The following is an 18,420-nucleotide window of genomic DNA, read 5'->3' on the forward strand; positions in this document are numbered from 1 at the left end:
CATGCAAAAAATTCTGGTAAGCCGCTGCCTGCTGGGCCACCGCGTGCGTTACGACGGCGGGGCCAGCGGGCCGTTCGATCAGCTTCAACAATGGCTCGACGAAGGTCGTGTCGTGCCGTTGTGCCCGGAAGTCGCCGGGGGGTTGCCGACGCCGCGGGCGGCGGCGGAGATTCCGGGCGGGCAGGGTAGCGAAGTGCTGGAGGGGCGGGCGTTGGTGATGACGATCGAGGGCGAGGATGTCAGCACGCAGTTTCTGAGCGGCGCGTATCAGGCGCTGGAACTGGTGCGCAAGCACGACATCCGCATCGCCGTGCTCAAGGCTAACAGCCCGTCATGTGGGAATCTGCTGGCCTACGACGGGACGTTCAGCGGGGTGAAGGTCAGTGGCGAAGGGGTTACCGCTGCGTTGCTCAAGCGCCATGGTGTGCAGGTGTTCAGCGAGCTGGAGCTTGCCGAAGCAGCCGCCTCGCTACAACTCTAGACCCCCCAAAACCTGTGGGAGCTGGCTTGCCAGCGATGGCGGCCTGTCTGCCAACATCACCTTTGAAGGTGATGGCCTCATCGCCGGCAAGCCGGCTCCCACAGTGATCACCAGGGTCGCAGGTTGCCTCAGGGTTTCGGCGCCGCACCCGCATCCGCCTCGAACCATTTTTTTTCCAGCGCCTCCATCCGCCCATCTGCCTTGATCCGCTGCAACGCACTCGCCAGGCTGGCATGAAACGCCGGGTTACCCTTCTGAAACGGAATCGCCAGACTCACCGCCGGGGCAACTTTCGGCTTTTCTTCCGTCAGCGACTGCACCAGCAGGATGGATTGCGGCGGTTCATCTTTCTGAGCGATCAATAGCGCGTTGGTGTGAAGGTAAGGTTCGCTGAAGTCGAAACGATCCTTGAGCTCCGGGGTCTCTGTTATGTGGTTGATCGCAACGTCGTACTTGCCGGTTTCAACGCCGGTCAACAGGTCGCTGGCGTCGGTGACGACAAAGTCGGCCCGCACATCGAGTTCGTTGGCCAGGAGCTGGCCCAGTTCGACGTCGAAGCCCGAGAGTTTGCCGTCGTCCTTGAAACTGAAGGGCGGTGTATTAGCCTCAAGGGCAATGCGCAATTCGCCACGGTCGTTTACATCGTCAATCAGTTCGGCATGAGCCAAAGGGCTCAAAAGGGGTAACAGGCAGATCAGGCCAGGCAAAAAGCGCATGGTCACTCCTTGAATACATTTATCGCGATGCGCTGGTTCAGGCTCGCTTTGCTATGGTTGTCGTGAGCCTTCGACAACGAATGGCCGTGAAGTTGTCATGGCCGCGCGGTTTTTATGAAAAAACTGGAGAAGAGAATGAAAACCTTTATGTCACGAGCAGCATTGGCTGGCCTGTTGATGGGCGTCTCGGTGCTGGCGTCGGCTGCGACACCGGCCCCCAAGGGCGCGGAAGTGTTCATCGTTTCCCCGGCTGACGGCGCCACGGTCAGCCCGGAGTTCCTGGTCAAATTCGGCGTCAAGGATGTCTCGCTCGCCCCGGCTGGGGATGTCACCAAGAATACCGGCCACCATCACCTGCTGATTGACGTCGACAAGTTACCGGCTGCCGGCGCCCCGATTCCGCTGGATGCCAACCACATGCACTTCGGCAAGGCGCAGACTGAAGCCACCATCAAGCTCGCTCCCGGCAAGCACACCCTGCAGCTGGAGCTGGGTGACAGCGGTCACATGCCGTTCGATCCGCCGATCGTGTCGAAAAAGATCACGGTCAATGTGAAATAAAAAACGGGAGCCCCAAGGGGGCTCCCGTTTTTTATAGCGGCAAGCTTTAAGCTTTAAGCTACAAGCTAATGCCAACTCAACTTGCCGCTTTAAGCTTGCTGCTTGGAGCTGCCCTTCTAGAACAACACGCGGCAACGAATAGTGCCGTTGATGTGTTGCAGCTTCTCTTGGGCGATTTCCGAGTAATCGGCATCGACGTCGATGACCACGTAGCCGACTTTCTCGTTGGTCTGCAGGAACTGACCGGAAATGTTGATACCGTTTTCGGCGAAGACCTTGTTGATCTCGCTCATCACACCCGGAATGTTCTCGTGGATGTGCAGCAGACGGTGCTTGCCAGGGTGAGCCGGCAGGGCCACTTCCGGGAAGTTCACGGACGATACCGAAGTACCGTTGTCGCTGTACTTGACCAGTTTTTCCGCGACTTCCAGACCGATGTTGGCCTGTGCTTCAGCGGTGGAGCCACCGATGTGCGGGGTCAGGATCACGTTGTCCAGGCCACGCAGCGGGCTTTCGAACTCTTCGTCGTTGGAACGTGGCTCCACCGGGAATACGTCGATGGCCGCGCCGATCAGGTGCTTGTCCTTGATCGCATCTGCCAGGGCTTGCAACTCAACCACAGTGCCGCGCGCCGCGTTGATCAGGATGCCGCCCTTCTTGATGGCGCGGATTTCCTTCTCGCCGATCATCCACTGGGTCGCAGCGGTTTCCGGAACGTGCAGGGTGACGATGTCGGACATGGCCAGCAGATCGTGAAGCTTGCCGACCTGGGTGGCGTTGCCCAGAGGCAGCTTGGTCACGGTGTCGTAGAAATACACCTGCATGCCCAAGCCTTCCGCCAGGACCGACAGCTGCGTGCCGATCGAGCCGTAACCGACGATGCCGAGCTTCTTGCCGCGGATCTCGAAGGAATTGGCCGCGCTCTTGATCCAGCCGCCACGGTGGCAGGAAGCGTTTTTCTCAGGGATGCCGCGCAGCAACAGGATCGCTTCGGCCAGCACCAGCTCGGCAACGGAGCGCGTGTTGGAGTACGGCGCGTTGAACACGGCAATCCCGCGTTCGCGAGCGGCGTTCAGGTCAACCTGGTTGGTGCCGATGCAGAAACACCCGACCGCCACGAGTTTCTTCGCGTGATCGAAGATCTCTTCGGTCAGTTGAGTGCGGGAGCGAATGCCGATGAAGTGAGCATCAGCAATCTTTTCCTTCAGCTGGGCTTCCGGCAGAGAACCCGTCAGGTACTCGATGCTGGTGTAGCCCGCCGACTTGAGGACGTCGACAGCCGATTGGTGGACGCCTTCGAGAAGAAGGAACTTGATCTTGCTCTTATCGAGAGAAGTCTTGCTCATCTGCGTAAACCCTGTATCCCGGAGAAAAATGGCAGGAAATGGAGCAGCCTGGAGCTGACCCGGACGGCAAGTAGGCCGTCGCCGCAGAACAGCCTTTCGGCACTACCCTGCGGGGTCGGTATGCTAGCATAGGCGCCCCGCTAAACACTCATTCCTGCGACGTGAAGCGTTCTCAGGATGACCATGAATTGTTCGAGAGTTCTGTCGATGACCAATCCTGCCCTGATTGATGAGCTGAAGACCCTGGTTGAGCCTGGCAAGGTGCTGACCGATGCCGACTCCCTGAATGCTTACGGCAAGGATTGGACCAAGCACTTCGCCCCGGCGCCTACGGCGATCGTGTTCCCGAAGACTACCGAACAGGTCCAGGCCATTGTCCTGTGGGCCAATAAACGCAAGGTGGCCCTGGTCCCGTCCGGCGGTCGCACCGGTCTTTCTGCCGCCGCCGTGGCCGCCAATGGCGAAGTGGTCGTGTCCTTCGACTACATGAACCAGATCCTTGACGTGAACCTCACCGACCGCACCGCCGTTTGCCAGCCGGGCGTCGTGACCGAGCATCTGCAGAACGTCGCCGAAGAAAAAGGCCTGTATTACCCGGTGGACTTCGCCTCCGCAGGTTCGAGCCAGATTGGCGGCAACATCGGCACCAATGCCGGCGGGATCAAGGTGATTCGCTACGGCATGACCCGTAACTGGGTTGCCGGCATGAAAGTGGTCACCGGCAAGGGCGATGTGCTGGAGCTGAACCGCGACCTGATCAAGAACGCCACCGGTTACGACATGCGTCAGTTGTTCATCGGTGCTGAAGGCACCCTCGGTTTTGTCGTCGAAGCGACCATGCGTCTGGACCGTGCGCCGAAAAACCTCACCGCGATGGTCCTCGGCACCACCGATTTCGACTCGATCATGCCGGTGCTGCACGCATTCCAGAGCAAGCTCGACCTGACTGCATTCGAATTCTTCTCCGACAAAGCGCTGGCCAAAGTCCTGGCGCGCGGCGACGTGCCAGCGCCTTTCGAATCCGATTGCCCGTTCTATGCGCTGCTGGAATTTGAAGCGACCACCGAAGAAGTGGCCAACGATGCCCTGGAAACCTTCGAGCATTGCGTCGAGCAGGGCTGGGTGCTGGACGGCGTGATGAGCCAGAGCGAAACCCAGTTGCAGAACCTGTGGAAGCTGCGCGAGTACATCTCAGAAACCATCTCCCACTGGACACCGTACAAGAACGACATTTCGGTCACCGTGTCGAAAGTGCCGGCGTTCCTGAAGGAAATCGACGCGATCGTCGGCCAACACTATCCGGATTTCGAGATTGTCTGGTTCGGCCATATCGGCGACGGCAACCTGCACTTGAACATCCTCAAGCCGGATAACCTGAGCAAGGACGAGTTCTTCGCCAAGTGCGCGACCGTGAACAAATGGGTGTTCGAAACCGTGGAGAAGTACAACGGCTCGATTTCCGCCGAACACGGCGTGGGCATGACCAAGCGTGATTACTTGACCTACAGCCGTTCCCCGGTTGAGATCGAGTACATGAAAGCGCTCAAAGCGGTGTTCGACCCGAACGGGATCATGAACCCGGGCAAGATTTTCGCTGTTTGAGTTTTGAACTTAAATGCAACGAACCAGGAGTCGGGCAATGAGCTATCAGCACCAGTATGTCGACGGTACGCGTATCCATTTCCCGCTGGGAAAAGTGGTGTGCATCGGCCGTAACTATGCCGAACACGCCAAGGAACTGGACAACCCGGTCCCAACAGAACCTTTGCTGTTCATCAAGCCGGGCAGCTGCGTCGTGCCGCTGGAAGGTGGTTTCAGCATTCCGACCGAGCGCGGTTCGGTGCATTACGAAGCGGAAATCGCCGTGTTGATCGGCAAGCCGCTGTCGACCAAGCCGAGCCGTGAAGAAGTGCTCGACGCGATTTCCGGTTTTGCCCCTGCGCTGGACCTGACCTTGCGCGACAAGCAGGCCGAGTTGAAAGCCAAAGGCCTGCCGTGGGAAATTGCCAAATCGTTCGACGGCGCGGCAGTCATCGCGCCGTTCGTATCCGGCAGCACTTTTGCGGACCTGACCGACATCGGCATTCGCCTGACCATCAACGGCGAAGTGCGCCAGGATGGCAACAGCAGCGCGATGCTCAACCCGATCGTGCCGATGATCCAGCACATGGCCGGCTGCTTCTCGCTGCAGGCCGGCGACGTGATCCTCACCGGCACGCCGGTGGGTGTTGGCCCGCTGAATGTGGGCGACGAGATCGTGCTGGAGTTGCCGGGCGCCAGCAGTTTCACTAGCAGCGTCCGATAGATCAGATGCAACAAAGCCGTGCGGGAGCTGGCTTGCCAGCGATGAGGCCAGCCAATTCAACCTCTGTGTTGAATTTTCAATCGCCATCGCTGGCAAGCCAGCTCCCACAGGGATTGTGTCCGGCGTCCATTCAGGTCAATCCCGCCATTTGCCGTTTTTTTCACATCCCGTCTGGATAATTCCGGGGCCTGCGCCCTCTGAGCTGGCGCCCATTGTGCTATTACCCTTAGCCTGAATTTCTGGAACGCATTCCTCGATGGCCATCCAACCGCTGCCCACGCTTGATACTGCCCGTCGCCCGCGCTTTTTCCTGCGTTGGTATGCCTGGTTATTGCTGGCCCTGGCCGCCGCGTATGGCCTTGCATTCGCCATGCATTGGGATGATCGCGGTGTGATTTGGGTGAAGGAGCGTTTCGTAAGCCCGGCTGAACGCCAAGCCAGTATCTGGCTCCCGGATTACCGGGCAGTGATCGATGCCAAACCGTTAACCGGGATGGAAAAGGACGAAGCGTCCGACCTCGCCTACGACCCTCAAACCAAAACCCTGTTTTCGGTGATGGGCAAGAACCCGTTCCTGGCCGAGCTGACCCTGCAGGGCGACGTGCTGCGCAAAATCCCGCTGGTGGGCTGGAGTAATCCGGAAGCGGTGACGGTCATGGGCAACGGTCTGCTGGCCATTGTCGATGAGCGCGAGCACTTGCTGACCATCGTCAAAGTCGACGCGCAAACCCGCGAGCTGAACATTGCCAACTTCCCCAAGTACGACCTCGGCCCGTCGAAAGACCAGAACAAAGCGTTCGAAGCGGTCGTCTGGGACGCGCAAAACAAGCACATGCTGCTGGGTGAGGAACGTCCACCGGCGTTGTTCACCTGGAAAAGCGCCGATGGCCTGACGCTCACCGGCGACAAACAGAAGCTGGCCAGTGACGCGCTGGATGTCCGCAACCTGTCGGCCCTGGCGCTTGACCCGCGCACCCACCACACGCTGGTGCTGTCCGCGGAGTCCCATCTGTTGCTGGAGCTGGACGAGAAGGGCGAGCAGGTGAGCTTCATGACCTTGCTCGGTGGCTTCAACGGTCTGAAGAAGACCATTCCTCGCGCCGAAGGCGTGACCATGGACGAGGCGGGCACGCTGTACGTGGTGAGCGAGCCGAACCTGTTCTACCGTTTTGAAAAGCAGCACTGATTCGGGACGGCGTAGGACGCGCGACGCTCAATTGTAGGACCAGCCCAGCGGCCTTTAAGCTTCAATTCAGACCGCCGTGGTATTTCATCCGCCCGTCCTGATGCCGAGCTTGCCTGAATGCGCCGACTTGCCCGTCCCAAACCCCTGATCCTGATCGTCTTGGTAATCGCACTGATCGTGCTGGTTGCCATCGGCCAGTACCTGCGGCTGTTCGAGCGCGCCTGGTTCAATGTGCATACGCTTTGGCAGCCGGAGAGCGAGCTGTCCATGGGCCTGGGTCACTATCAAGTCACCGTGGAGGCGCAGGTCATCGATGGCCTGGATGACGACGTGTCGGCGCTGACGTTCGATCCGGTACGCAAGAGTCTGTTTACCGTCACCAACAAAAACTCCGAGCTGATCGAGCTGTCGCTGGAAGGCCGGATCATCCGGCGCATCGCCCTGATCGGCTTCGGCGATCCGGAGGCGGTGGAGTTCATCAGCGCCGACACCTACGTGATCAGCGACGAGAGTCAGCAGCGGTTGATCAAGATTCATCTGGAGAAGGACACCACCTTTCTCGACGCGGCGGATGCCGAGCAGATGACTCTCGGCGTGCACATGAGTGGCAACAAGGGCTTTGAAGGCCTGGCCTACGATTCGGTGGGCAAGCGGCTGTTTGTCGCCAAGGAGCGCGACCCGATGCTGATCTACGAAGTGCAGGGCTTCCCGCATTACAACCCGGAAAAACCCTACACGGTGCACGTGGTCAACAATCCCAAGCGCGATGCCGGGATGTTTGTGCGAGACCTGTCGAGCCTGCAATACGACGAACGCAGCGGCCATTTGCTGGCGCTGTCCGACGAGTCGCGGCTGATTCTGGAACTGGATGTGGACGGGCGACCGCTGAGTACGATGTCACTGAGCAAAGGGCGTCAAGGCTTGCAGAAAACCGTGCCGCAAGCGGAAGGGATCGCCATGGACGACGACGCAACGATCTACCTGGTGAGTGAGCCGAACCTGTTCTACGTCTTCAAAAAACCAACCCAGCCCTAAGCATTAACGCCACCCCTGTAGGAGCCGACTCCTACAGGATCTTGTGCAGAGCTTATTGGGCGCGCAGGGTCTTGACGCCTTCGCGGGTTCCCAGCAACAGCACATCCGCCGGACGCGCCGCGAACAAGCCATTGGTCACCACGCCGACGATCGCATTGATCTGCTTTTCCAGTTCGACCGGATGGGTGATCTGCATGTTGAACACATCCAGAATGATGTTGCCGTTGTCGGTCAGCACGCCTTCACGGTAAACCGGGTCGCCGCCCAGTTTTACCAGTTCGCGGGCCACGTGGCTGCGGGCCATCGGGATCACTTCCACCGGGAGCGGGAATTCACCGAGCACCGGCACCAGTTTGCTGGCGTCAGCGATGCAGATGAAAGTCTTGGCCACGGCCGCAACGATCTTCTCGCGGGTCAGGGCTGCGCCGCCGCCCTTGATCAGGTTCAGGTGCTCGTCGCTTTCATCCGCGCCATCGACGTAGAACTCCAGGTCGCTGACGGTATTCAGCTCGTACACCGGAATGCCATGGCCCTTAAGCCGCGCGGCGGTGGCTTCGGAGCTGGCGACGGCACCGTCGAACGCGCCTTTGTGCTTGGCCAGTGCATCGATGAAGCAGTTGGCGGTGGAGCCGGTGCCGACACCGACGACGCTCTTGTCGTCGAGTTTCGGGAGGATGAAGTCGACGGCGGCCTGGGCTACTGCCTGTTTGAGTTGATCCTGGGTCATGCGGGCTCCGAAAGCGGGCAAGGGGAAAACGGAAAGGCCGGCATTATAGCCGCATGCCCGGCTAAAACCTCTTGATTCGTGTGGTCGCCCGCCCGAAAGCCGGGTTAGACTCCTTGGCCCTGCCCAGCCCGCTCAGTGATGCTTTCCGATGCTCGAACAGTACGTCAAGAAGATCCTCACCTCGCGCGTTTATGACGTTGCCGTAGAAACCCCATTGCAGACTGCCCGCCAGCTCTCCGAGCGGTTGGGCAATCACATCTGGCTCAAGCGCGAAGACTTGCAGCCGGTGTTCTCGTTCAAGATTCGTGGGGCCTACAACAAGCTCACGCAACTGAGCGATGAGGAGCGTGCGCGCGGCGTGGTCACGGCGTCGGCGGGCAATCATGCGCAGGGCCTGGCCCTGGCGGCGAAAGTCCTCGGCGTCAAAGCCACCATCGTCATGCCCAAGACCACCCCGGAAATCAAAGTCGAAGGCGTGCGTTCACGCGGCGGCAAAGTGGTGCTGCACGGCGATTCGTTCCCCGAAGCCTTGGCCTACTCGCTGAAACTGGTCGACGAAAAAGGCTACGTCTACATTCACCCTTACGACGATCCCCACACCATTGCCGGGCAGGGCACAGTGGCCATGGAAATCCTGCGCCAGCACCCAGGGCGCCTTGACGCGATCTTCGTTCCAGTCGGCGGCGGCGGGCTGATCGCCGGCATCGCGGCATACGTTAAATACCTGCGCCCGGAAATCAAGATCATCGGCGTCGAGCCGGATGATTCCAATTGCCTGCAAGCTGCCATGGCCGCCGGCGAGCGCGTGGTGCTGCCGACCGTGGGCATTTTCGCCGATGGCGTTGCAGTGGCGCAGATTGGCCAGCACACTTTCGACATCTGCAAGGATTACGTCGATGACGTGATCACGGTCACGACCGACGAAATCTGTGCGGCAATCAAGGACATCTACGACGACACCCGCTCGATCACTGAACCCGCCGGCGCCTTGGGCGTGGCCGGAATCAAGAAGTACGTCGAACAGAATGGCGTCACCGGCCACACCTTCGTTGCCATCGATTCCGGGGCCAACGTCAACTTTGACCGCTTGCGCCACGTGGCCGAGCGCGCCGAACTGGGCGAGGGCCGCGAAGCCATCATCGCCGTGACCATCCCCGAGAAGCCGGGCAGCTTCAAGGCGTTCTGCGAAGCCATCGGCAAGCGCCAGATCACTGAATTCAACTATCGCTACAACACCGGCAGCGAAGCGCACATCTTCGTCGGCGTGCAGACGCACCCGGAAAACGATCCGCGCAGCGCGCTGCTGGCCAGCCTGACCGAGCAGGGTTTCCCGGTGCTGGACCTGACCGACAACGAACTGGCCAAGTTGCACATCCGCCATATGGTCGGTGGCCGCGCAGCCCAGGTCGTCGATGAAGTGGTGCTGCGTTTCGAATTCCCGGAGCGGCCGGGCGCGCTGTTCAACTTTCTCAATAAACTCGGCGGGCGCTGGAACATCTCGATGTTCCACTACCGCAACCACGGTGCGGCGGATGGCCGAGTGGTCGCCGGCCTGCAAGTGCCGCACGACGAACGCCATCTGGTGCCCGCCGCGCTGGAAGAAATTGGCTACCCGTACTGGGACGAAAGCGACAACCCGGCCTACAAGCTGTTTCTTGGCTGAGCGGCTACGCTAATGGGCAGGTCATAAGGAAATCGATCCATGGAAACGTTAACCGCCCTGAAAATGGCGCACACCGCGGCGACGGCGATATTGTTGGGCAGTGCGCTGGGCCTGGGGATTTGGGTTTGGCAAACGCGGCGTAGTGGCGATGCGACTGCTGCGGCACGCACGCTACAGCGGCCAAGGGTGTTTGTCTGGCTGTTGATGGGGCTGGCGTTGCTGAGCATGCCGTTCACCGGCTGGTGGATGGTGCACCTGGTGGGCTGGCCGTTGGGGCAGATGTGGTTGCTGGCGTCGAGCGTGCTTTACACCGTGGCGGCGTTGGGCTGGTTCTGGGTGTTGGTGCGGCTTAACAAGTTGCGCAAGGCGCCGGGCGGCAGCGGCAAATTTACCTTCGCCCTCGCGTTGTTCAGCTTCGTCTGTTTGATTGCGATTGCCGGGTTGATGGGCGCTAAACCTGTTTAAGGCTTGAAACCGAAGTGACCCAATCGCGAGCAGGCTCACTCCTACAGAGGAACGCATTCCAATGTAGGAGTGAGCCTGCTCGCGATAGCGATATTAGTCGCGCAACGAAATTATCCGCCAGCCACGCGTCTCGGCTGCAGCGCGCAGATTGGGGTCCGGGTCGACAGCGATTGGGTTCGCCACCTGCTCCAGCAACGGCAAGTCATTCATCGAGTCGCTGTAGAAATAACTGTCTTCCAGCGTGAACCCGGTCTCCTCCAGCCAACGATTCAATCGCGTCACCTTGCCTTCACGGAAGCACGGGATATCAGTGCTGCGCCCGGTATAACGGCCATCAACCATTTCGCATTCAGTTGCGATCAGGGTTTCAACCCCCAAGCGCTCGGCAATCGGCCCGGTCACGAAACGGTTGGTGGCGGTAATGATCACCAGTTTGTCGCCGGCGGCGCGGTGCTTGGCCAGCAGTTCAATTGCCTGGGGCAGCACGATGGGTTCAATGCAATCGCGCATGTAATCGCGGTGCCATTGACCCAGCGTGGCCATGTCGGTGCGGCCGAGGACTTCCAGGCAGAAATTCAGGTAGGCGGCGTTATCCAGCGTGCCGGCCAGGTAGTCCTGATAGAACTCATCGTTGCGGGTCTTGTAGGCGACGGCGTCGAGGAAGCCGCGTTCGCACAGGTAATCGCCCCAGGCGTGGTCACTGTCGCCGCCCAGAAGCGTGTTGTCCAAGTCGAATAAAGCCAGGCGCATTGCGGTTACTCGCTGAAAAGTCTGTAGAAAGGCGTCCAGAATACGGACTTTTCACAAGAGTGCACATAAGGTAGGCCGGCTCGTTGCTGCCTTCACAACCTTTGTGGAACAATGCGGCGACATGCGTTTGCGAGGTTGTTGCCGTGATCGACCCCGATGGTTTCCGCCCCAATGTCGGGATCATTCTCACGAATGATGCCGGACAGGTGCTATGGGCTCGCCGTATCAATCAAGACGCCTGGCAGTTTCCGCAGGGAGGCATCAATCCCCAGGAGACGCCGGAAGACGCCTTGTACCGCGAGTTGAATGAAGAAGTGGGTCTGGAGCGCGAAGATGTTGAAATTCTCGCCTGCACCCGGGGCTGGTTGCGCTATCGTTTGCCGCAACGTCTGGTCCGTACCCACAGCCAACCGCTGTGCATCGGCCAGAAACAGAAATGGTTTCTCCTGCGCCTGATCTCGAACGAGCAGCGGGTGCGGATGGATTTGACCGGTAAACCGGAATTCGATGGCTGGCGCTGGGTCAGTTATTGGTATCCGTTGGGCCAGGTGGTGACATTCAAGCGCGAGGTGTATCGACGCGCTCTCAAAGAGCTTGCCCCGCGCCTTTTAACGCGCGACTGACGACGGAGTTCGACCCCGAGCCATGCTCAATACGCTGCGCAAGATCGTCCAGGAAGTTAACTCCGCCAAGGATCTCAAGGCGGCGTTGGGGATTATTGTGTTGCGCGTCAAAGAGGCCATGGGCAGCCAGGTCTGCTCGGTCTACCTGCTTGACCCTGAAACCAACCGGTTTGTGCTGATGGCCACCGAGGGCTTGAACAAGCGCTCGATCGGTAAGGTCAGCATGGCACCCAACGAAGGTCTGGTTGGCCTGGTCGGCACGCGTGAAGAACCCCTGAACCTCGAAAACGCCGCGGACCACCCGCGCTACCGCTACTTCGCCGAGACCGGTGAAGAGCGTTACGCTTCATTCCTGGGGGCACCGATCATTCACCACCGTCGCGTTGTCGGCGTGTTGGTGATCCAGCAAAAAGAACGCCGCCAGTTTGACGAAGGTGAAGAAGCCTTCCTCGTGACCATGAGCGCACAGCTCGCCGGCGTTATCGCCCACGCCGAGGCGACCGGTTCGATCCGTGGCCTGGGCCGTCAGGGCAAAGGCATTCAGGAAGCCAAGTTCGTCGGCGTGCCGGGTTCGCCGGGTGCGGCAGTCGGTACGGCGGTGGTCATGCTGCCACCGGCTGATCTGGATGTGGTGCCGGACAAGACCATCGTCAACATCGAAGCCGAGCTCGGGCTGTTCAAGACCGCCATTGAAGGCGTGCGCGCCGACATGCGGGCCTTGTCCGCCAAACTCGCTTCGCAGTTGCGCCCTGAAGAGCGGGCCTTGTTCGACGTCTATCTGATGATGCTCGACGATGCCGCGTTGGGCAACGAAGTCACCACCGTAATCAAGACCGGTCAGTGGGCCCAGGGCGCGCTGCGCCAGGTGGTCACCGAGCACGTCAACCGCTTCGAATTGATGGACGACGCTTACCTGCGTGAGCGCGCCTCGGACGTCAAGGACCTTGGCCGGCGTTTGCTGGCGTATCTGCAGGAAGAGCGCCAGCAGAACCTGGTCTACCCGGAAAAAACCATTCTGGTCAGCGAAGAGCTGACGCCGGCGATGCTCGGCGAGGTGCCGGAAGGCACGCTGGTCGGTCTGGTCTCGGTCCTCGGCTCGGGTAACTCCCATGTCGCGATCCTCGCGCGGGCGATGGGTATCCCGACAGTGATGGGCCTGGTTGATCTGCCCTATGCCAAAGTCGACAACATCGAATTGATCGTCGATGGCACCAAGGGCGAGGTCTATACCAACCCCAGCGAATTGCTGCGCAAGCAGTTCGCCGAGGTGGTGGAAGAAGAGAAGCAACTGGCGCTCGGTCTCGATACCTTGCGCGACCTGCCGTGCGTGACCCTCGATGGTCACCGCATGCCGCTGTGGGTCAACACCGGCCTGCTGGCGGACGTGGCGCGGGCGCAGAAACGCGGTGCCGAGGGCGTCGGTCTGTACCGTACCGAAGTGCCGTTCATGATCAACCAGCGCTTCCCGAGCGAGAAAGAGCAGCTGGCGATCTATCGCGAGCAGCTTGCCGCGTTCCACCCGCAACCGGTGACCATGCGCAGCCTGGACATCGGTGGCGACAAGTCGCTGTCGTACTTCCCGATCAAGGAAGACAACCCGTTCCTTGGCTGGCGCGGTATTCGCGTCACCCTGGACCATCCGGAAATCTTCCTGGTGCAGACCCGCGCCATGCTCAAGGCCAGCGAAGGCCTGAACAACCTGCGCATCCTGCTGCCGATGATCTCCGGCACCCACGAACTCGAAGAAGCCCTGCACCTGATTCACCGGGCCTGGGGCGAAGTCCGCGACGAAGGCACCGACGTGCCGATGCCGCCGATTGGCGTGATGATCGAAATTCCGGCGGCTGTTTACCAGACCAAGGAATTGGCACGGCAAGTGGACTTCCTCTCGGTCGGCTCTAACGACCTGACGCAGTACCTGTTGGCCGTGGACCGCAATAACCCGCGGGTGGCCGACCTCTACGACTACTTGCACCCGGCGGTGCTCCAGGCATTGCAGAACGTTGTGCGTGATGCCCATGCCGAAGGCAAGCCGGTGAGTATCTGCGGTGAGATGGCCGGTGATCCGGCGGCGGCGGTGCTGCTGATGGCGATGGGTTTCGACAGTCTGTCGATGAACGCCACCAACCTGCCAAAGGTGAAGTGGATGCTGCGTCAGATCAACCTGAGCCGGGCCAAGGAATTGCTCGCGGAGCTGATGACCATCGACAACCCGCAAGTGATCCACAGCTCGCTGCAACTGGCGCTGAAAAATCTTGGGTTGGCGAAGATGGTCAATCCGGCAGCGGCCAAGGTTCTCTAAAAGTCGGCAGGCCTCCTCGCTGGCAAGCCAGCTCCTACAGGGGATCACGATTACTCTGTAGAAACTGTCTTGCCTGCGATGGCGTCACTGAAAACACCGAAAATCTAAACCCTGATCTCCACCTCGCCCAAATGCCCGCCATACGGCCCGAAACTGCGCTCCACCATCTGCCGCGTCCCGTCCGCCTGCACAATTAACGCCGTACTCGCCCGGGTCCCGTAACTCTGGCTGGCGATAAACACACTCGACAACAACGTCTCGGTCGCCAACCCCACCCCGGTATCCGGGAGTTCTGCAAACGGCGCCGTCTGCGCATCGTTCAGCAACCCCAACAGCGTCTCCGGCCGTGGATCGTCCAGCACCGCCTCCAGCGCTGCCCTTGCCTTGAGCAACTTCGGCCACGGCGTATCCAGTCCCGCATTCGATAACCCGTAAATTCCGGCCTGCAACATCACCGCTTCAGCGTCCCGCGCGTTGTAGTGCCATAGCTCATTGGCGTTGCCTATCAGCAGGTTAAACCCGGCATATTCCAGCGAACGTACGACAACGTCGGCCAAGTAGTCATCAATCGGCATGTCACCATTGAGAAAACGCGCCACCAGCTCACCCCTGGATTTGCGTGCCGGCGGTTGATGGGGATCGCGGATATTAGTCAGCGCCGCGAAGCGCCCGTTGGCGCCGACACCGAGCCAGGTGCCCCCGGCTTCCAGGTCGCGACCGGCGTAGACGTGCGGCGCTTCGGGCCACTGCGCCAGCGGCAGGCTGGGCCGGGCGTAGAATTCGTCGCGGTTGGCAGCGACGATCAGCGGTTGCGCGTGACCCGGGCGCCAGGCAAAGACAATCAGGCACATAAGGTGGTCCTAGTGTGTTTTTTACCCACTCTACGCAGTCATTGTGCGGGTATCCATCGCCATCCAGTGGAGCCGAAGGTCATGCATCCGTTACCATGCCGCTCCGGTTTTGGGTGAAGCGTAGGGATCGCACATGGAATTTCTGCTCTATCTGGCGCTCGGCGCCTGCGCAGGCGTGCTGGCCGGGCTGTTCGGCGTGGGCGGCGGGATCATCATCGTTCCCGTGCTGGTGTTCAGTTTCAAGGCGCAGGGGTTCGATCCATCGATCCTGACCCACCTCGCCGTCGGAACCTCGCTGGCGACGATTATCTTTACCTCGGTCAATGCGGTGCGCGAGCATCATCGTCGCGGTGCGGTGCGCTGGCCGATTTTTGCTTGGCTCACCGTCGGCATTTTGATCGGCGCCGGTTTCGGTGCACTGACCGCCGAGGCGATCTCCGGGCCGAACCTGCAAAAGATCATTGGCGTGTTCGCCCTCGTCATCGCCGCGCAATTGGCGCTGGACCTCAAACCCAAGGCCAGCCGAACGGTGCCGGGTAAAGTCGGTCTGACCGTGGCCGGTAGTGTGATTGGCTGGGCCTCGGCGATTTTCGGGATTGGCGGCGGCTCGCTGACCGTGCCGTTCCTGACCTGGCGCAGCGTGCCAATGCAGCAGGCGGTGGCTACGTCGTCCGCCTGTGGCCTGCCCATCGCGTTGGCCAGTGCATTAAGTTTCATGATTCTGGGCTGGCACGATCCGTTGCTGCCGGCCCATAGTCTCGGTTTTATTTATTTGCCGGCGCTGCTGGGCATTGCCCTGACGAGCATGTTCTTCGCCCGCTTCGGTGCGCGACTGGCGCACAGTTTGTCGCCGAAGTTGCTGAAAAGACTGTTCGCCGCTTTGCTGTTCTGCGTGGGTTTGAATTTCCTGATCTGAACCGCAGCGCAATCCTGGCTTAATCCTGAGGTGGCAGCGTCGCCCGGGAATTTTGAAGCTTTCAACTCTAATGAGGAGTCGCAATGCTGCCTTACCCGCAGATCGACCCGGTGGCCCTGGCCATCGGTCCGCTGAAAATCCACTGGTACGGTTTGATGTACCTGATCGGCATCGGCGGTGCGTGGCTGCTGGCGTCGCGCCGGCTCAACCGCTTCGACCCGACCTGGACCAAGGAGAAACTCTCCGACATGGTCTTCTGGATGTCGATGGGCGTCATTGTCGGCGGGCGCCTGGGCTATGTGCTGTTCTACGATCTGCACGCGTATCTGGCTAACCCGGCGCTGATTTTCGAGGTGTGGAAGGGCGGCATGTCGTTCCACGGCGGCTTCATCGGCGTGATGCTGGCGGCGTTGTGGTTCGGTAAAAAGAACAACAAGTCATTTTTCCAATTGATGGATTTCGTTGCGCCAATGGTGCCGATCGGCCTGGGCGCCGGGCGGATCGGCAACTTCATCAACGCCGAGTTATGGGGCAAGGCGACCGACGTGCCGTGGGCCATGGTCTTCCCGCCGTTCAGCGACCCGGCGCAATTGCCGCGTCACCCGTCGCAGCTGTATCAGTTCGCACTGGAAGGCGTCGCGCTGTTCCTGATCCTGTGGCTGTTCTCGCGCAAGCCGCGGCCGACCATGGCGGTGTCCGGGATGTTCGCGCTGTTCTACGGCATCTTCCGTTTCATTGTCGAATTCGTCCGCGTACCGGATGCGCAACTGGGCTATCTGGCCTGGAACTGGCTGACCATGGGCCAAGTGCTCTGCGTGCCGATGATCGTCGGCGGGCTGTTCCTGATCTGGCTGGCGTATCGTCGCGCACCGGCGACCCCGGCGGCAGCGGTATAAATTCGAACCCCGGGGGCGACGGCCTCCGGGTTCAAGGACACAGGTAACTCATGAAGCAATATCTCGAACTGGTCGCCCACGTCATCAAGAACGGCACCAAGCAAGCTAACCGTACCGGCGTGAACACCATCAGTTTTCCCGGCGCGATGCTGCGTTACGACCTGCAAGAAGGTTTTCCGGCGATCACCACGCGCAAGATGGCCTTCAAATCGGCCATCGGCGAGATGTGCGGTTTCCTGCGTGGGGTGAGCAGCGCCGCCGAATTCCGTGCGCTGGGTTGCAAGGTCTGGGACCAGAACGCCAACGAAAATGCGCAGTGGCTGGCCAACCCGTTCCGTCAGGGTGAAGACGACCTCGGCGAAATCTACGGCGTGCAATGGCGCAAATGGCCGGCGTACAAGCAGATTCCGCTCAGCAACAGCGCCGCCATCGAGCAGACCCTGAAGCAAGGTTATCGTCAGATTGCCGAAGGCGAAGAAGACGGTCAGGCCTACGTGGTGCTGTACAAGGCGATCGACCAGATCCGCCAGTGTGTCGACACCATCATCAAGGACCCGGGCAGCCGCCGCATCCTGTTCCACGGCTGGAACGTTGCGCAGCTCGATGAAATGGCCTTGCCACCGTGCCACTTGCTGTATCAGTTCCACCCGAATGTCGCGACCAAAGAGATTTCTTTGACCCTCTACATTCGCTCCAATGATTTGGGCCTGGGCACGCCGTTCAACCTCACCGAAGGCGCCGCGCTGCTGAGCCTGATCGGTCGCCTGACGGGTTACACGCCGCGCTGGTTCACCTATTTCATCGGTGACGCGCACGTCTACGAAAACCATCTGGACATGCTGAATGAGCAGCTCAAGCGCGAGCCTTTCCCGATGCCGAAGCTGAAAATTTCGGACCGCGTGCCGGAGTTCGCCAAGACTGGCGTGTATCAGCCGGAGTGGCTGGAGTTGATCGAGCCGGGCGATTTCTCGCTGGAAGGCTACGAACATCACCCGCCAATGACCGCGCCGATGGCGGTCTGAAGGACCACGCAATAACCCTGTGGGAGTGAGCCTGCTCGCGATGACGTCGGCACATCCAATATCGATGTGACTGAACAACCGCTATCGCGAGCAGGCTCACTCCTACATTTGATTTGTGGTGGGTTTATGGCCGTGGCTGCGGCCCACATGTGAATGCTCCACCTCCGTCGCCACCACCCCGCCACTCACTTCCAGCCGCTGCAAAATCCCGCACTGATCGATTTCCGGCCCTTCGCCACACCGTTGGCGCAGGTCGAGCAGTTGTGCCTGTAGCGCCATCAAGCCATCGATTCGCGCTTTCACGTGATGAATATGCTCATCGATCAACGCATTCACGCTTTCACACTGATCCTGCGGACTGTCGCGCAACGCCAGCAGGCTGCGGATTTCTTCCAGCGTCATATCGAGGGTGCGGCAGTTGCGGATGAAGGTCAGGCGCTCGACATGGGCCTGGGTGTAGACGCGGTAGTTGCCGTCGCTGCGGGCCGGTTCCGGTAGCAGGTTTTCGCGCTCGTAATAGCGGATGGTTTCCACGGCGCAGTCGGTGAGCCTGGCCAGTTCTCCGATCTTCATGA

General features: G+C 60.1%; 19 protein-coding genes. 13 read left to right on the forward strand and 6 right to left on the reverse strand.

Going from position 1 to position 18,420, the window contains the following annotated elements; all coding sequences use genetic code 11:
- Position 1 precedes the first annotated feature (1 nt).
- On the forward strand, positions 2-481 hold the full coding sequence (locus ACYZT4_RS22380) for a 2-thiouracil desulfurase family protein (RefSeq protein ID WP_461983011.1): 480 nt from the start codon (positions 2-4) through the stop codon (positions 479-481).
- Positions 482-609: 128 nt separating this feature from the next.
- Here the strand turns inward: ACYZT4_RS22380 and ACYZT4_RS22385 are convergent, their stop codons facing one another.
- Positions 610-1,197 carry a transporter substrate-binding domain-containing protein gene (locus ACYZT4_RS22385; protein WP_461983012.1) on the reverse strand — a complete coding sequence of 196 codons (588 nt, stop codon included), beginning with the start codon at positions 1,195-1,197 and terminating at the stop codon, positions 610-612.
- Between the two features lie 135 nt (positions 1,198-1,332).
- Between ACYZT4_RS22385 and ACYZT4_RS22390 the strand changes: the two genes are divergently transcribed.
- The gene (locus ACYZT4_RS22390) at positions 1,333-1,758 is read left to right on the forward strand and encodes a DUF4399 domain-containing protein (RefSeq protein ID WP_461983013.1); all 426 of its coding nucleotides are present in this window, start codon (positions 1,333-1,335) and stop codon (positions 1,756-1,758) included.
- Between the two features lie 116 nt (positions 1,759-1,874).
- On the opposite strand, the gene serA is transcribed toward ACYZT4_RS22390, so the two are convergent.
- Positions 1,875-3,104: a phosphoglycerate dehydrogenase gene (serA, locus tag ACYZT4_RS22395; RefSeq protein WP_461983014.1), complete on the reverse strand. Its 1,230-nt coding sequence runs from the start codon at positions 3,102-3,104 to the stop codon at positions 1,875-1,877.
- A 207-nt stretch (positions 3,105-3,311) separates the two neighbouring features.
- Between serA and ACYZT4_RS22400 the strand changes: the two genes are divergently transcribed.
- The 4 genes from ACYZT4_RS22400 (at position 3,312) to ACYZT4_RS22415 (ending at position 7,630) form a co-directional block, all read left to right on the forward strand.
- Positions 3,312-4,706 carry an FAD-binding oxidoreductase gene (locus ACYZT4_RS22400; protein WP_461983015.1) on the forward strand — a complete coding sequence of 465 codons (1,395 nt, stop codon included), beginning with the start codon at positions 3,312-3,314 and terminating at the stop codon, positions 4,704-4,706.
- Between the two features lie 37 nt (positions 4,707-4,743).
- Complete coding sequence (locus tag ACYZT4_RS22405) at positions 4,744-5,409, forward strand: fumarylacetoacetate hydrolase family protein (protein WP_461983016.1); 666 nt, start codon at positions 4,744-4,746, stop codon at positions 5,407-5,409.
- Positions 5,410-5,665: 256 nt separating this feature from the next.
- Positions 5,666-6,595 carry an SdiA-regulated domain-containing protein gene (locus ACYZT4_RS22410; protein WP_461983017.1) on the forward strand — a complete coding sequence of 310 codons (930 nt, stop codon included), beginning with the start codon at positions 5,666-5,668 and terminating at the stop codon, positions 6,593-6,595.
- 117 nt (positions 6,596-6,712) lie between these two features.
- Complete coding sequence (locus ACYZT4_RS22415) at positions 6,713-7,630, forward strand: SdiA-regulated domain-containing protein (protein WP_461983018.1); 918 nt, start codon at positions 6,713-6,715, stop codon at positions 7,628-7,630.
- A gap of 52 nt (positions 7,631-7,682) precedes the next feature.
- Here ACYZT4_RS22415 and rpiA read toward each other — a convergent pair whose 3' ends face one another.
- On the reverse strand, positions 7,683-8,357 hold the full coding sequence (gene rpiA, locus ACYZT4_RS22420) for a ribose-5-phosphate isomerase RpiA (protein WP_461983019.1): 675 nt from the start codon (positions 8,355-8,357) through the stop codon (positions 7,683-7,685).
- Positions 8,358-8,505: 148 nt separating this feature from the next.
- Between rpiA and ilvA the strand changes: the two genes are divergently transcribed.
- Complete coding sequence (gene ilvA, locus ACYZT4_RS22425) at positions 8,506-10,020, forward strand: threonine ammonia-lyase, biosynthetic (RefSeq protein ID WP_461983020.1); 1,515 nt, start codon at positions 8,506-8,508, stop codon at positions 10,018-10,020.
- 39 nt (positions 10,021-10,059) lie between these two features.
- Positions 10,060-10,485, forward strand: coding sequence for a DUF2269 domain-containing protein (locus ACYZT4_RS22430; protein WP_461983021.1), 426 nt, complete (start codon positions 10,060-10,062; stop codon positions 10,483-10,485).
- 93 nt (positions 10,486-10,578) lie between these two features.
- Here the strand turns inward: ACYZT4_RS22430 and ACYZT4_RS22435 are convergent, their stop codons facing one another.
- The gene (locus ACYZT4_RS22435; protein ID WP_461983022.1) at positions 10,579-11,235 is read right to left on the reverse strand and encodes a histidinol-phosphatase; all 657 of its coding nucleotides are present in this window, start codon (positions 11,233-11,235) and stop codon (positions 10,579-10,581) included.
- Between the two features lie 143 nt (positions 11,236-11,378).
- On the opposite strand from ACYZT4_RS22435, the gene ACYZT4_RS22440 reads away from it, so the two are divergent.
- Positions 11,379-11,858, forward strand: a complete 480-nt coding sequence (locus ACYZT4_RS22440) for an RNA pyrophosphohydrolase (RefSeq protein WP_007945562.1) — start codon at positions 11,379-11,381, stop codon at positions 11,856-11,858.
- A 22-nt stretch (positions 11,859-11,880) separates the two neighbouring features.
- On the forward strand, positions 11,881-14,160 hold the full coding sequence (gene ptsP, locus ACYZT4_RS22445) for a phosphoenolpyruvate--protein phosphotransferase (RefSeq protein ID WP_461983023.1): 2,280 nt from the start codon (positions 11,881-11,883) through the stop codon (positions 14,158-14,160).
- Between the two features lie 104 nt (positions 14,161-14,264).
- Here the strand turns inward: ptsP and ACYZT4_RS22450 are convergent, their stop codons facing one another.
- Complete coding sequence (locus ACYZT4_RS22450) at positions 14,265-15,011, reverse strand: NRDE family protein (RefSeq protein WP_461983024.1); 747 nt, start codon at positions 15,009-15,011, stop codon at positions 14,265-14,267.
- Positions 15,012-15,144: 133 nt separating this feature from the next.
- On the opposite strand from ACYZT4_RS22450, the gene ACYZT4_RS22455 reads away from it, so the two are divergent.
- The 3 genes from ACYZT4_RS22455 (at position 15,145) to ACYZT4_RS22465 (ending at position 17,845) form a co-directional block, all read left to right on the forward strand.
- Positions 15,145-15,927, forward strand: a complete 783-nt coding sequence (locus ACYZT4_RS22455; protein WP_461983025.1) for a sulfite exporter TauE/SafE family protein — start codon at positions 15,145-15,147, stop codon at positions 15,925-15,927.
- Between the two features lie 83 nt (positions 15,928-16,010).
- The gene (gene lgt / locus ACYZT4_RS22460; RefSeq protein ID WP_392892331.1) at positions 16,011-16,823 is read left to right on the forward strand and encodes a prolipoprotein diacylglyceryl transferase; all 813 of its coding nucleotides are present in this window, start codon (positions 16,011-16,013) and stop codon (positions 16,821-16,823) included.
- 50 nt (positions 16,824-16,873) lie between these two features.
- On the forward strand, positions 16,874-17,845 hold the full coding sequence (locus tag ACYZT4_RS22465) for a thymidylate synthase (RefSeq protein ID WP_461983026.1): 972 nt from the start codon (positions 16,874-16,876) through the stop codon (positions 17,843-17,845).
- A gap of 102 nt (positions 17,846-17,947) precedes the next feature.
- Here ACYZT4_RS22465 and cadR read toward each other — a convergent pair whose 3' ends face one another.
- A complete protein-coding gene (gene cadR / locus ACYZT4_RS22470) occupies positions 17,948-18,418 on the reverse strand; it encodes a Cd(II)/Pb(II)-responsive transcriptional regulator (RefSeq protein ID WP_461983027.1) in 471 nt (156 codons plus the stop codon).
- Positions 18,419-18,420 lie beyond the last annotated feature (2 nt).

The organism is Pseudomonas sp. GB2N2 (assembly GCF_054897705.1).

What these genes read in the sequence shown, in the direction of transcription:
- ACYZT4_RS22380 (WP_461983011.1), top strand. Translation starts at nt 2, where the DNA reads ATGCAAAAAATTCTGGTAAGCCGCTGCCTGCTGGGCCACCGCGTGCGT.
- ACYZT4_RS22385 (WP_461983012.1), bottom strand. Translation starts at nt 1,197, where the DNA reads ATGCGCTTTTTGCCTGGCCTGATCTGCCTGTTACCCCTTTTGAGCCCT.
- ACYZT4_RS22390 (WP_461983013.1), top strand. Translation starts at nt 1,333, where the DNA reads ATGAAAACCTTTATGTCACGAGCAGCATTGGCTGGCCTGTTGATGGGC.
- serA (WP_461983014.1), bottom strand. Translation starts at nt 3,104, where the DNA reads ATGAGCAAGACTTCTCTCGATAAGAGCAAGATCAAGTTCCTTCTTCTC.
- ACYZT4_RS22400 (WP_461983015.1), top strand. Translation starts at nt 3,312, where the DNA reads ATGACCAATCCTGCCCTGATTGATGAGCTGAAGACCCTGGTTGAGCCT.
- ACYZT4_RS22405 (WP_461983016.1), top strand. Translation starts at nt 4,744, where the DNA reads ATGAGCTATCAGCACCAGTATGTCGACGGTACGCGTATCCATTTCCCG.
- ACYZT4_RS22410 (WP_461983017.1), top strand. Translation starts at nt 5,666, where the DNA reads ATGGCCATCCAACCGCTGCCCACGCTTGATACTGCCCGTCGCCCGCGC.
- ACYZT4_RS22415 (WP_461983018.1), top strand. Translation starts at nt 6,713, where the DNA reads ATGCGCCGACTTGCCCGTCCCAAACCCCTGATCCTGATCGTCTTGGTA.
- rpiA (WP_461983019.1), bottom strand. Translation starts at nt 8,357, where the DNA reads ATGACCCAGGATCAACTCAAACAGGCAGTAGCCCAGGCCGCCGTCGAC.
- ilvA (WP_461983020.1), top strand. Translation starts at nt 8,506, where the DNA reads ATGCTCGAACAGTACGTCAAGAAGATCCTCACCTCGCGCGTTTATGAC.
- ACYZT4_RS22430 (WP_461983021.1), top strand. Translation starts at nt 10,060, where the DNA reads ATGGAAACGTTAACCGCCCTGAAAATGGCGCACACCGCGGCGACGGCG.
- ACYZT4_RS22435 (WP_461983022.1), bottom strand. Translation starts at nt 11,235, where the DNA reads ATGCGCCTGGCTTTATTCGACTTGGACAACACGCTTCTGGGCGGCGAC.
- ptsP (WP_461983023.1), top strand. Translation starts at nt 11,881, where the DNA reads ATGCTCAATACGCTGCGCAAGATCGTCCAGGAAGTTAACTCCGCCAAG.
- ACYZT4_RS22450 (WP_461983024.1), bottom strand. Translation starts at nt 15,011, where the DNA reads ATGTGCCTGATTGTCTTTGCCTGGCGCCCGGGTCACGCGCAACCGCTG.
- ACYZT4_RS22455 (WP_461983025.1), top strand. Translation starts at nt 15,145, where the DNA reads ATGGAATTTCTGCTCTATCTGGCGCTCGGCGCCTGCGCAGGCGTGCTG.
- lgt (WP_392892331.1), top strand. Translation starts at nt 16,011, where the DNA reads ATGCTGCCTTACCCGCAGATCGACCCGGTGGCCCTGGCCATCGGTCCG.
- ACYZT4_RS22465 (WP_461983026.1), top strand. Translation starts at nt 16,874, where the DNA reads ATGAAGCAATATCTCGAACTGGTCGCCCACGTCATCAAGAACGGCACC.
- cadR (WP_461983027.1), bottom strand. Translation starts at nt 18,418, where the DNA reads ATGAAGATCGGAGAACTGGCCAGGCTCACCGACTGCGCCGTGGAAACC.